Origin of the sequence: Citrobacter sp. Igbk 17 (assembly GCF_028069775.1) — a bacterium.
In the GTDB taxonomy this organism is placed as follows: Bacteria; Pseudomonadota; Gammaproteobacteria; order Enterobacterales; family Enterobacteriaceae; genus Citrobacter.
On the sequence record NZ_JANEWI010000004.1, the window covers coordinates 80489 to 92841 of the forward strand.

The 12353-nt window shown below is 46.1% G+C and carries 10 protein-coding genes, 1 tRNA gene and 1 pseudogene; 5 read left to right on the plus strand and 7 right to left on the minus strand.

What is annotated here, in order from left to right:
- The first annotated feature begins 40 nt into the window (after nt 1–40).
- Both NNO08_RS03785 and NNO08_RS03790 read left to right on the plus strand, forming a co-directional pair.
- A tRNA-Arg gene (locus NNO08_RS03785) sits at nt 41–115 on the plus strand.
- A 160-nt stretch (nt 116–275) separates the two neighbouring features.
- Complete coding sequence (locus NNO08_RS03790; protein ID WP_222016555.1) at nt 276–1442, plus strand: tyrosine-type recombinase/integrase; 1167 nt, start codon at nt 276–278, stop codon at nt 1440–1442.
- A gap of 3 nt (nt 1443–1445) precedes the next feature.
- Here NNO08_RS03790 and NNO08_RS03795 read toward each other — a convergent pair whose 3' ends face one another.
- From NNO08_RS03795 to NNO08_RS03805, 3 genes are all read right to left on the minus strand, one after another.
- Complete coding sequence (locus tag NNO08_RS03795) at nt 1446–2378, minus strand: retron St85 family RNA-directed DNA polymerase (protein ID WP_222016540.1); 933 nt, start codon at nt 2376–2378, stop codon at nt 1446–1448.
- Nucleotides 2375–3349 carry a retron St85 family effector protein gene (locus NNO08_RS03800; protein WP_222016573.1) on the minus strand — a complete coding sequence of 325 codons (975 nt, stop codon included), beginning with the start codon at nt 3347–3349 and terminating at the stop codon, nt 2375–2377. The genes NNO08_RS03795 and NNO08_RS03800 overlap by 4 nt, the downstream gene beginning before the upstream one ends.
- A gap of 733 nt (nt 3350–4082) precedes the next feature.
- On the minus strand, nt 4083–4355 hold the full coding sequence (locus NNO08_RS03805; RefSeq protein ID WP_023568591.1) for an ogr/Delta-like zinc finger family protein: 273 nt from the start codon (nt 4353–4355) through the stop codon (nt 4083–4085).
- A 237-nt stretch (nt 4356–4592) separates the two neighbouring features.
- Here NNO08_RS03805 and NNO08_RS03810 point away from each other — a divergent pair.
- Both NNO08_RS03810 and NNO08_RS03815 read left to right on the plus strand, forming a co-directional pair.
- Nucleotides 4593–4715, plus strand: a pseudogene (locus tag NNO08_RS03810) (WbuC family cupin fold metalloprotein); the annotation flags it as partial.
- Nucleotides 4716–4831: 116 nt separating this feature from the next.
- On the plus strand, nt 4832–5371 hold the full coding sequence (locus NNO08_RS03815; protein ID WP_271456215.1) for a DUF2058 domain-containing protein: 540 nt from the start codon (nt 4832–4834) through the stop codon (nt 5369–5371).
- A gap of 100 nt (nt 5372–5471) precedes the next feature.
- Here NNO08_RS03815 and pgtA read toward each other — a convergent pair whose 3' ends face one another.
- The 3 genes from pgtA to pgtC are packed head-to-tail and all read right to left on the minus strand — an operon-like array spanning nt 5472 to nt 9914.
- Nucleotides 5472–6719, minus strand: a complete 1248-nt coding sequence (gene pgtA, locus NNO08_RS03820; protein ID WP_271456216.1) for a two-component system response regulator PgtA — start codon at nt 6717–6719, stop codon at nt 5472–5474.
- Nucleotides 6709–8718, minus strand: coding sequence for a two-component system sensor histidine kinase PgtB (gene pgtB, locus NNO08_RS03825; protein ID WP_271456217.1), 2010 nt, complete (start codon nt 8716–8718; stop codon nt 6709–6711). Before pgtB ends, pgtA begins: the two co-directional genes overlap by 11 nt.
- Nucleotides 8715–9914 carry a phosphoglycerate transport regulator PgtC gene (gene pgtC / locus NNO08_RS03830; protein ID WP_271456253.1) on the minus strand — a complete coding sequence of 400 codons (1200 nt, stop codon included), beginning with the start codon at nt 9912–9914 and terminating at the stop codon, nt 8715–8717. Before pgtC ends, pgtB begins: the two co-directional genes overlap by 4 nt.
- A gap of 415 nt (nt 9915–10329) precedes the next feature.
- Here pgtC and pgtP point away from each other — a divergent pair, with 415 nt between their 5' ends.
- Entirely contained in the window at nt 10330–11721 is a 1392-nt protein-coding gene (gene pgtP / locus NNO08_RS03835; protein WP_040231431.1) for a phosphoglycerate transporter PgtP, read from the plus strand.
- Between the two features lie 115 nt (nt 11722–11836).
- On the opposite strand, the gene NNO08_RS03840 is transcribed toward pgtP, so the two are convergent.
- Nucleotides 11837–12079, minus strand: a complete 243-nt coding sequence (locus NNO08_RS03840; protein ID WP_271440216.1) for a YfdY family protein — start codon at nt 12077–12079, stop codon at nt 11837–11839.
- Between the last annotated feature and the right edge of the window lie 274 nt (nt 12080–12353).

Consider the following 12353-nt stretch of genomic DNA (forward strand, 5'->3'; position numbering starts at 1 on the left):
TTACCGTTGAGAGTAAAAAACGCTATACTCGTGCCGCTTCGTCCCCTTAGTTAAATGGATATAACGAGCCCCTCCTAAGGGCTAGTTGCAGGTTCGATTCCTGCAGGGGACACCATGAACACTTCTCACAAAGTCCAACACAGTACATAACTCATTGATTTTAGTTCATACCTTTTATTTTATTCGTCCAGTAAAGTGCCATTATTTCTAATGGAATCTATACATTTTTGCGTATAACATTGTGTATAACTGAGTTCGATCTTTTTTCTATACACATGCTGCTATCTGACATCCAAATAAAAAGAGCAAAACCGAAGGACAAACCCTATACGCTTAACGATGGTATGGGGCTATCACTCCTCATCGACACAGCGGGCAGTAAAGGCTGGCGTTTCCGCTATCGCTTTGCAGGTAAGCCTAAGATGATTTCCTTCGGCGTATATGGCGATGTGTCATTGGCACAGGCACGTGCTAAACGTGATGAAGCGCGTTCGATGTTAGCCAAAGGGATCAACCCAAGTGAAGCCAGAAAAGCAAATAAGATTGCTTTGCAGTTCGCGCATGAGAACAGCTTTGAGTCTGTGGCCAGAGAATGGCACTCATCGAAAAAAACCACCTGGTCAGAGGGGTATGCAAAAGAGGTTCTCAACTGCATGGAAAAGGATATTTTTCCTTTTATCGGTCAGCGCCCAATTGAGCAGATTGAACCACTAGAGCTGCTAACCGTCCTGCAAAAAATAGAGAAAAGAGGTGCGCTAGAGCAAACCAGCAAGATCCGCCGCCGTTGTGGTGAGGTACTTCGTTATGCTGTTGCCACTGGAAGAGCAAAGTATAATTTTGCACCCGATTTAGCTATCGCACTCAACAAACCTAAAACTCAACACTTCCCGTTCCTGACTGAAAGCGAGTTGCCCGAGTTCGTCAATGCTCTGGATAACTATCAGGGCAGTTTAGTCACCAAATACGCCACGCAGCTGTTGATGCTAACAGGCGTGCGAACAATTGAACTACGTGCAGCGGAATGGACTGAGTTTGATTTAGATAATGCCTTATGGGAGATCCCCAAAGAACGGATGAAGAAACGCCGCCCCCATCTGGTTCCGTTATCTACTCAGGCGATCAGCATCCTGAAAAAGCTGCAAGAAATAACTGGGAATTACAGCCTCGTTTTTCCTGGCCGCAATGATGTCAGGAAGCCTATGAGCGAAGCCAGTATCAACAAAGTGATAAAACTACTGGGCTATCATGGTCGGTTAACGGGTCACGGCTTCAGGCATACCATGAGTACTATTTTGCATGAACATGGTTTTGAAAGCGCATGGATTGAAATGCAACTTGCGCATGTTGATAAGAACTCCATTCGAGGGACTTACAATCATGCTCAATATATTGAACCAAGAAAAAAAATGCTGCAATATTATTCCAACCTCATTACTGAATGAGCATCAAATATTATATTTTTGAATTTCTCGAATAACATCACTTCCATATTTACTCTCAACTCTTTCAATAAATTCTGGTTCTATAAATTTAGCATTACCAAGCTCTCCTTTAAGAGTTAAAATTTCTTCAGGAGATAACAACCCTTTCCTATAATAATCAACCTTACTCCTTAGCAATCTTTTTCTTTCCCGACCTAACGATAATACCCCATTATTCGCAAGCGTCACCCCTGTAACATGCCTGTTAAATTTTTTCGATGAAAAAACTGTTTTCTCATGATTAATCTTAATATTTCTCAGACTTGTTTCATTAAGTATTTCCCTTACTAATCGAGGCACTTCAAAAAGAACATTTTTACGATTAGTGCTAAAAGTTAAATCATCCGCGTAACGTGTATAAGTGACTTCTATTTTTTTGCACTTTTCCGACATTACTGTATCAAAAAAGAACATCACTGCATTCGAGATAAAGGGTGAAGACGGAGCACCAATACTCAGACGTAACGGACTATTTCGTCTTAACTTCCAAAAGAATAAATTCTCCAAAACAAAAACATCATCATTTTCTAATGAAATACCCTGCATTTTAATTACATTCAATAAATTAACTGGTTTTATACTTAAGAAAAAGTTTTTAAAATCCATCTTTAGCAAATAGTCATGATCTTTATGAAGAGAAGCATTTTTCTTTATGTCACGTTCTTTTTCATAAGCAAAAGCGTGCTCATGTACTTTAATATTTTCACGTATATGCTTCAAGACAGCGCGTTGAATTGATTTGACCTGTCGTGCTGGCTGAGCAATTAACCTCCTGTCCAAACCATTACGTTTAGCAATCGTAAACTTTTTATACCGACGAGGAGCGGTAATTATAAACCGCTTAGTTTCATCTTCTGTTAAAAATAGTCCATTAGCGATATATTGTAATAAGTTCACGATTTTTGCGCCTCCCGAATCTTATTAATCTGAACTAAAGCATACTTCCTTTTCTTCGCAGTTTCATCCATGTTTTTATCATCAACATCAAGGTAAGACTGTCTTATGGCTATTTTGATACTCATAGAGTCTTTTATTTTACCATTACCACTTAAACCAAATTTTAATTTACTTTCCTTGTGTCCAACTGCAAAATAATAATCTGGGCCACTGTATGATATTGATGATACCAGATTCATTCTACTTAGAAGGTAAAGTAAGCGTGATATAAGTTTTTGTGATACATCTATCCCCATGCAATATAACGCCCACTCAATTTCAGTTTTTTTAATGGGTTCAGACAACAAAATTAACTCATAGATGAGTATCGCAAGATGGCCAGTATTATCAAAACTATATTTTTCTGTCTTCTTCACATTACGAAGACGAGTCTGTATGTCATGAAAAATCAATTCAATCTCATCATATCGCATACGTTCTTTATTAGGCCAAGGGTAAACCGATACGTAGCTTTGATCGAATTTCTTAAGGTATTGCAATGGCCCTAAATAAATGAATGAAGATTTAGGTGGTATTTTTTTCTCTATATTCCCTTCAATTTCTTCTAAAGGGGCTATCACATGTAATTTTTGAGCAAGTGTCTTTCTGTTAACAAAAAGGCCAAGTTCAACTAAAGAACCTGCACTCTCTAAACAAATGACGACAAGAGTAGATATATTAGCTATATCTTCCTCAAAAGACATTAAGTCTGTGTATGCACCATCTTTAAAGTAATCAGTAAAGTTCTCAGCTAATACTAACGAATCAGAAAGGTCTGGATGGTGTCCAGCAACATACGTAAAAATGTGATCTCTAACGCTTGGCGGAGTAGCATTCATCGGTCCACCGCATACGAAGATAACAGGAGGCATAAACTGAACGGTGAAGTTGGATGGCTTCAAATCACCAAACTGTTCGTGTAAAGCGTTCATGTAAGCTGAATCACTCAACCTTGAAATGCTCCCTGTTTCCTCTAAAGAAAAGGTGGCTTAACGCCACCTTTTGAATCCTTTACCTAAAGGATGCGCTTCAGACTTTCAGTAAGCTCCTGAATGAAACGCAGTGGAATGAAGGATCTTGCTGAAAGTGCTGAAGCGCAACCCTAAATATCCACAATAAATTAGTGTCTGGCGAAACGCCCGACAAGGATAAACCATTTGTTATCCCACGCGTAAAGGTTCATTGAGCATACCAAAAAAATGTTAACAATCAAACGTCCTAGTAAATGCTACGACAATAAAGCGTTTGTTAGAGACAAAACCCTGTTAGCACAGCGCCCTTATTAAGCAAGGAAAAATACCGATATAGCAAAAAGGCACTACACCGCACCCGCCTGCGGTTTTCATATCACTAAAATTTTTCAGTTGTGATTTTTTACAAACGATACCGCTAGGCCGCGCCCATGCTGGGGATGCACTGCGAGACAGGAACTGAAAAGAATGAAAAGAAATTCAGCTTTTTTCAGTTTTGCTGTCCATCGTATCTGTGGCCTGAATACGCAACACTATGATATTAAATGAATATTTAATTTTAGGTGTGATTTTTTATGAAGACTGGTGAAAAGAAAAAAACATAACACATTGAAATATAACTATTTTATCTCTGGAGAAACTGAAATCCTTTGACCGGACTCCGGGAACGGATCAACCATCCCCGGCGCACACTTTATCCATTCTTTTGCGCAGCCAGCAGCAATTCTAAGGCCTTTTCCCGCCCCTCTGGTGGAATTGCATCAATCAGCTCTTTAACCCTTCCCTGCCCGTTCAGCGCGCTTGGGCTGACCGAATGGGAGAAAGCAACATTCATCACAAACGAGTGACCACACTCCACGTTAGAGCAATAGCAGTACACATCGTACAGCTGCGGGTGTTTTCTGTTTGTTTTACCGATCCGCGCGACTGCCTTACATGTTGGGCAGTACATTTTCATCATCTTCATCGTTTTATCCTTTTGCCCGCCAGAAGAAGGGATTCTGGTTCCCTGCCTCTTGTTCTGAACGTGTAACACTGGTAACACGAGTAACATTGTTGATTTAAATGAATTTAATCCGTTACCAGTTAACTAAATTAAGAGGTAACGCGTGGTAACACACCGTTTTTTGTTACCACTGTTACCAGTACGTATTTTTGACTGGTAACAGTGAAGAACCGCATCAGTAGCGGGTGTTACCTCTGTTATCAACCCGTGGCCGAACAAGACGTTGCGGCCTGGGCTCCAGCCGAGGGCGAGCCCGGCACGGCTGAGTTGATGGCCTGGTATCAGCATGTTCAGCCCGGAGATGCGCCGTTTAACGCCTGAGCATTTCGCGGTAACAGACAGAAGCCAAACCAGTTTGGTAAAACCCCGTATTCTGGCATCCCATCGGACGTTAAGGTTATAATCCTGACAACGATTTTATTGGATCAGACACCAAAATGACAAAACTCACCCTACAAGAGCAGATGCTGAAAGCTGGCTTAGTCTCCAGCAAAAAAATGGCGAAAGTACAGAGAACAGCGAAAAAATCGCGCGTTCAGGCCCGTGAAGCCAGAGAAGCGGTTGAAGAGAATAAAAAAGCACAAATTGAACGGGATAAGCAGTTAAGCGATCAACAGAAACAAGCGATGCTGTCGAAAGAATACAAAGCGCAGATTAAGCAGCTTATTGAAATGAACAAAATCACCATTTCTAAAGGTGATATTGGGTATAACTTCACCGATAATAATCTGATAAAAAAAATCTACGTGGATAAGCTGACACAGGCGCAATTGATTAAAGGGCGTCTGGCTATTGCCCGGCTGACTGCCGAAAGCGACCGCGACAGTGAATATGCTATTATCCCGGCTGTCGTTGCCGATAAAATTGCACAGCGCGACGACAGCTACATCGTCTTAAATTGTGAGCTGAGCCAGGAAGCGAAAGACGAAGACGATCCGTACGCTGATTTCGTCGTACCTGACGATTTAATGTGGTAAATGAAAAATGCCGGATAATAAGTCCGGCATTTTTTCTAATAATGAGGTGACGACTCAGATGCTCACTCAACGCCCCTTATCATAACCGCACCGCCTCACTCTAGAACTTATAATGTTCTTTGCTTAACCCATATTTTCTCATCCGCAAATACAGCTTTTTGCGCGGAACTTGCAGATATTCTGCCACTTCATTAATACGCCCTTGATGAATATTTAGCGCTTCGGTAATGATTTGCCGCTCATACTCTTCAACCCGGCGATCTAACGGTGTCGGTTCCGGCATATGCAACTGCGGATTGGCGTTTTCCGCCAATGGCAGCAACCCAACGGCAAAAAGCTCTGCGGCGTTTGCCAGCTCTCGCACATTGCTCAGCCATACACGACGTCGCATCCCTTTCAGCAATTCCCCGTCGACCTCCGGAATGGGGTGGTTCAGACGCAGGCAGGCTTTTTGCAGGTAATGGCGAAAAAGCGGCTCAATATCGTCCGGGCGCAGGGATAGCGGCTGGCAGGCGATTTGCGTCATGGCGAAACAGTAATACAGTTCGGCCACGATCTGGTTTGTTGCCGCCAGCTCCACCAGCGATGTCGTACCAATACCAATTAACCGAAAAGGACGCCGCTCCTGGCTTTGCAGGTGAACCAACTGGTGCTGCTGCTCGCGCGTCAAACACGCTATATGGCTTAATACCAGCGTCCCGCCTTGCGCTTGTGCAATCAGCTCATCGAGCTGAGCGGTGTTCCCGATGGTGAGCTCTGCGCGAATAAGCGGCCCCTGGGCGCTACGTCCCAGTTGATGCAGATAACGGGCTCCCGTCATGCGTCCCGTCCCCGGCTCCCCATAAAACCAGACGGCAAGATCCGTTTCTGCCAGTTGCTGCAGGCGTTGACGGTACTGATTTATCCAGTCGCTGTAGCCAACCAGCTCAACCTGCAGCTTTTGTTGGCAGTAATGACGACGGGCAATCACAGATTTTCGCTGCTGCAACGCCTCTGCAACCTGCAACAGCAGCTTGCCGGGATCGACCGGCTTTTGCAGAAAATCCCATGCCCCTTTTTTCACCGCATCCACCGCCATCGGCACATCACCATGTCCGGTAATCAGCAGGATCGGCAGTTGGTTATCATCCTGATGAAAAAGAGCCATCAGTTCGATACCGTTACAGCCGGGCATACACACGTCACTCAGGACGATACCGGGCCAGTCAGCCTGTAGCCAATTTCGGGCATCATAGGGATTATTGCATGCGCATACCCGATAGCCTGCCTGCTCAAGCAACAAGGTGTAAGCATCAAGGACATCGGCATCATCATCAATCAGCAGAACAGAATATTCATCACTCAACATCTTCTACATCCGTCAGGTTGAATTGCAGTACCACGCAGGCATTGCGCCCCAGCGTTGACGCCAGGCGTAGCTCGCCGTTCATCTGCGTCATTAACGAGACACAAATTGATAGCCCAATACCGAGACCAACATCCTTACTGGTGGTAAACGGTTTTAATAGCGACGGCAGCAGTGCACCAGGCCAGCCGGGGCCATTATCGCTGACAAAGACACACACCGTGCTGCCCTCGACCTGCCAGTGAACGTCAATCTTCGCGGCAACCGGGCAGGCATCCAACGCATTTGCCAGTATGTTTACCAGAACTTGCTGAATTCTCACTTCATCGCCCGTAACCCACACGCGCTCAACCGGCAGCGAAAGCGTACCCTGCTGCGGTTTATGCCGCATAGACAATAGCTCCCAGGCCGCGCTGAAGGTTTGTCGTAAATCGACCGGATGCAGTGGTGCCCCCGGCTCGGCCCGGCGCGCAAACTGTCGCAATGAGCGGATAATGGCATCGATACGGGTAATGAGTCCTTCAGCTTTGGTTAACGTGCTTCTGGCCTGCACCAACTGCTCCTGTTCAATTGCCCTGCCCGCAGTAAACAGATACATCGACAAGGCATTCAGTGGTTGATTGATTTCGTGAGCCAGCGTGGTCATAGTCTGTCCAACCACCGCCAGTTTCGCCGTCTGAATCAATTCGCCCTGGGTCGCTCGCAGATCGGCTTCAATCTCCTTACGCTCGGCCACTTCCTGCTCAAGCTGACTTTTTTGCGTATTGAGCTGACCCAGCGTATGGCGCAGTAACCCCGCAATGCGCCCTAGCTCATCACGACCATAAACCGGTATTGAGGCATCGGTTCTGCCAAGACCAATTTGCACCACGGCCTGGTTGAGCGCGGTAAAACGCTTCACCAACCGTGAACGGATAAAGTAGTGGTTGAGCCCCCAGGCAAGAAGCAGCGCCAATAGCGTCGCCAGCAGAATAAGCCCACCGCTGACGCGAACAATCTGCTCCAGTCGCTGGTTAAACATCTGCATTTGCTGATGACTACTTCCCAACTGAGCCTCAAGCAATGTTCGAAAACGACCAAGCGTAGCTTCTCTGGCATGACTGGCATCAACCAGCGCTTTTTGCGCCGCGACGTAATCGCGCATCGTATCGGGCATTTTGTTTTTCATCATCCCGATTTCCAGCAATTCGTCGATGGTTTGTCGCAACGTGATAGTACTGGGCCAGTCGTCCAGGGTGCGGATATTTTCATCCGCCGTTTTCTTCAAATTTTCCAGATAGCGAATATGATTCTCTACCAGCATGCCGTCGTCGCTACCTGACTTCAGTTCATTCAACCTGTCGCGTAAATCATCGACAATCTGGTTTTCAATTCTTGCCAGCGTGTACACCTGTTGCTGCTCATTTTGCACCTCCCTGGCGCGTTTCAGGTACAACGCCGCGTCACCATTTTTCGCTTCAATTTGATCCAACAACGTTCCCTGCTGCCAGGTGAAATCCTGCACCAGAGAGTTCAGTTCGGTCGTGAAATCATCATGTAACCAGTCGATTCGCGCGGAAAGTTCGCTGACTTTTTCGCGTACCAGGAACATGTTGTAGAGCACCCTGTCCAGCTCGATCATCAACGCCCGGCTATCCTGCAAAATCACCGCCAGCTGTTGCTGTTCCGCGGGTTGCAATCCCCGACTCAGCAGTTCAATTTTGTCCAGATGTTCTATGATCTGATTGCGCAGTTGCAGCCGTACGGTCGTATTGGGGGCAAGCAGGAATTCATTAAGCTGATCGACAACCAGGTTAAGATTCCCTTCAATCAAAAAAGCGGAATGCACGCGCGGGAAATAGTCATCGAGCGAATAGCGGATTTGCGAGCTTTGCTCATGCCAGGAATACAAACTGACACAACTCACGCTTAGCGTCAGTAAAGCTCCCGTCAGAAAAGCACCCCGCAAACTGCTGCTGATGCTGAGCTGACGAATACGTTGCAATAGCGAACCGCCTTTCATTGTAGTTCTTCCAGTTTTGATATCGCCAGGCGCTGGTTTTTAAGAAACCAGAGTTGCCACTCCATCATTTGCTGTTCAGCAAAGCTTTTATTATCGAATTGAGCAAGCCAGGCTTCATCTTCGCTGCTCCTGGCGTCGATTGGGACCTGGGTTAACAGCGCTCTGATTTCGGGTAACGGGTGTTTCAGACGTGCTTCCGCACTGTACAGCGCTCGCCAGGCATCCTTAAGCTGCGCGAGGCGGAAACTGATGGCCGTATCAAACATGCGCTGGACCAGCTGTTGACGTTTCAGGATCAGACGGTAATTAAGCGGTGGCTGTTTCATCAAAATGGCCTGTTGGGCTGCACGCGGGTTATCTGCTGCCAGCGACGTTACCGGATATTTACCGGTATTCGCATCGGCAAGGATCCGCTGCCCTTCTGGGCTCAATAAATAGCGGATAAAACGTTGTGCTTCATTGGCACGCGGGCTGTTTTTCAGCACAGCTACGTAGGTCGGCGAGACCGCAGAGCGTGGGAAGTAAGTAAAGGTCAGATTGGGGTCATTGAGCAGCAGATTGGCATAGTTATCAATAACTGGCCCCGCAACGCCCAATCCGCTCTTAATTTTATCCGCAACACCAAAGCTGCGTGATGAGATGGTCACCAGGTTCCCGGCACTGGCCAGCAATGTCGCCCAACCTTCTTGCCACCCCTTTTGCTGCAGCAGTGATTCAACCATCAGGTGATTGGTATCGGAGCGCGATGGACTACTCATCAGCAGGGCATTTTGATATTTAGGATGCGTTAAATCCCCCCAGTCCGTCGGTGGAGGCAGATGTCGCGCTGTCAGTGCTGAACGATTAATCAGCAGACCAAATCCCGAGAGAGCCACGGCTACAGACGTCGACCGTATTGACTCAGGCACCAGCCGCTGGCTTTCCGGCAATGCGTTATCAAAAGGAGCAAGTTTCTGATGCTCCTGAAGATGCTGCAGTAGCATCGGCGAAGAGGTTAAAATCAGGTCAACGTTTTCCGCATTCGCGGTATCGAGCAGTTGTTCGAGAGAAGAACTGGTCCGGTTCAGCGTGCGGATCATCACGGACCCCGGCTCCGTTTGCCAGCGCTGAATAATCCAGGCCGTTGCCCCCGGGGAAAACGTCGTCGCCATCACCAGCTCCTTCCCCTGCGCCAGACAGGTCGCCGACAGCGACATAAAACACAGTGAGAGCGCCAACAAACTACCCCGGCAGAAAAGTCTGTTTGTGATCCTGTTCATAAATACCAACATCGTCGAAAAATAATATTGAGACAAAACTTACCCGTTTATCATGACAGGTGAAAAAGATAAAACTGCTATCAAAATAACCAGACGGAATGCGATAACAGAGATAAAGAATACCTGAAAATGTCGTTTGAATTTGTTAATACCCGCACATGCTGATGATAAAAACGCATTCAGAATAATAACTCTGACCTCACCAGAATTCAAAAGAGTCAAAATCAGTCCCACTTTCAGCAAATTGAGTCAATAGTGACACATTTCTTCAATTTGAATTTCTTCGCCACCTATTTCACTCTTCACTGCGAAAAATCCTGATATTCACATCAATATAAATTTAGGTGATGATATGTTATCAATATTCAAGACAGGGCCATCGGCAAATAAAGTCCCGGAAGAAAAAATTCAGGAGACTTATGGTCGATACCGCATTCAGGCGTTACTTAGCGTATTTCTTGGCTATCTTGCGTATTATATTGTACGCAATAACTTCACCCTCTCGACCCCGTACCTGAAAGAACATCTGGATCTCAGCGCAACACAGATTGGTTTACTCAGCAGTTGTATGCTTATTGCTTATGGGATCAGTAAAGGCATCATGAGCAGCCTGGCAGACAAAGCCAGCCCGAAAGTCTTTATGGCTTGCGGTCTGATCCTGTGCGCCATTGTCAACGTTGGCTTAGGGTTCAGCACCGGATTCTGGATTTTTGCCGCGCTGGTGGTCTTCAACGGGTTGTTCCAGGGGATGGGCGTCGGTCCCTCGTTTATTACCATCGCCAACTGGTTCCCACGCAAAGAGCGTGGACGCGTTGGCGCATTCTGGAATATCTCACACAACGTCGGTGGCGGTATTGTCGCCCCCATTGTTGGCGCCGCCTTTGCTATTCTCGGCAGCGAGCACTGGCAAAGCGCCAGCTATATCGTCCCAGCCTGTGTTGCGGTGCTATTTGCTTTTATTGTTCTGATGTTGGGCAAAGGCTCACCACGCGAAGAAGGCTTGCCTGCTCTGGAACAGATGATGCCGGAAGAAAAAGTCGTGTTAAATGCCCGACACGTAACCCAGGCACCGGAAAACATGAGCGCCTTTCAGATTTTTTGCACCTACGTGCTGCGTAACAAAAATGCCTGGTATGTTTCACTGGTAGACGTTTTTGTCTATATGGTGCGTTTTGGCATGATCAGTTGGTTACCGATTTATCTGTTAACTGAAAAACATTTCTCGAAAGAGCAAATGAGTGTGGCGTTCCTGTTTTTCGAATGGGCGGCAATTCCTTCCACACTGCTGGCAGGCTGGCTGACCGACAAACTGTTTAAAGGTCGTCGCATGCCGTTGGCCATGATTTGTATGGCGCTGATCTTCGTCTGCCTGATCGGTTACTGGAAAAGTGAATCTCTGTTGATGGTCACTATTTTTGCTGCCATCGTCGGGTGCTTGATCTATGTTCCCCAGTTCCTGGCGTCTGTTCAGACCATGGAAATCGTCCCTAGCTTTGCTGTCGGTTCGGCGGTCGGATTACGTGGTTTTATGAGCTACATTTTTGGTGCATCGCTGGGAACCAGTCTGTTTGGTGTCATGGTCGATAAAATGGGATGGCATGGCGGTTTCTATCTGCTGATGGGCGGGATTGTCTGCTGCATTCTGTTCTGCTATCTGTCTCACCGCGGGGCGCTGGAACTCGAACAACAACGAAAAAATGCCCAGCAACAGGACACCGAGCTGCAGCTTGCTGATGCAAGGTAATCTGCTTTAGAGAGAAAAAAGTGCCAGCGATGCTGGCACTTTAGTTTGCTCAGATGGAAGCCAGAAAATCAGTCAATGGGGTACACAATTGCGTTTTCAGTTATGAACCTTCGATTTAATGCTTATCATCCCCCACCATAAAGCGAATGATCAATCCGCATGTCGGGGCAAGAAAAAGAAATAGTCCCGTTACCATTTCGTTTCCATCAGTCAACCGTATGGTAAAGAAATAAATTAATGCCGTAAGGATAGCCATGCCGAAAAAAGAACTAATTGACGCGGCAGCGCCCATTACCTGCCAAATATAGCAACTGACGCACAGAATGCTCAATGCGAGGAAAGTCCAAAAATAGAACATAGCGTTACCTCCTGTCTGCCGTAAAAATCGACGTAAGTCCTTACACTTCCTTGATTTTATAGTCTAAGACAATTCCTATCCGTTCGCAATTCAAGCAACATTTTCGCTACAATAACTGTTCACCTTCTGAACAGAGCATTCTCTGTTGGCCTTTATTTAATCGTCATAAAAACAACAAATTATCTATAAACCTATTCTTGCTTTTTATCGACCAAAAAACATTTACGAAACTTGAGGAATTATTTCTGGATGACATTAATCTTCGGGTGTACAT

Coding starts and splice junctions, on each gene's coding strand:
- NNO08_RS03790 (WP_222016555.1), top strand. CDS start 276: ATGCTGCTATCTGACATCCAAATAAAAAGAGCAAAACCGAAGGACAAA.
- NNO08_RS03800 (WP_222016573.1), bottom strand. CDS start 3,349: ATGAACGCTTTACACGAACAGTTTGGTGATTTGAAGCCATCCAACTTC.
- NNO08_RS03805 (WP_023568591.1), bottom strand. CDS start 4,355: ATGAAGATGATGAAAATGTACTGCCCAACATGTAAGGCAGTCGCGCGG.
- NNO08_RS03815 (WP_271456215.1), top strand. CDS start 4,832: ATGACAAAACTCACCCTACAAGAGCAGATGCTGAAAGCTGGCTTAGTC.
- pgtA (WP_271456216.1), bottom strand. CDS start 6,719: ATGTTGAGTGATGAATATTCTGTTCTGCTGATTGATGATGATGCCGAT.
- pgtB (WP_271456217.1), bottom strand. CDS start 8,718: ATGAAAGGCGGTTCGCTATTGCAACGTATTCGTCAGCTCAGCATCAGC.
- pgtC (WP_271456253.1), bottom strand. CDS start 9,914: ATGTCGCTGTCGGCGACCTGTCTGGCGCAGGGGAAGGAGCTGGTGATG.
- pgtP (WP_040231431.1), top strand. CDS start 10,330: ATGTTATCAATATTCAAGACAGGGCCATCGGCAAATAAAGTCCCGGAA.
- NNO08_RS03840 (WP_271440216.1), bottom strand. CDS start 12,079: ATGTTCTATTTTTGGACTTTCCTCGCATTGAGCATTCTGTGCGTCAGT.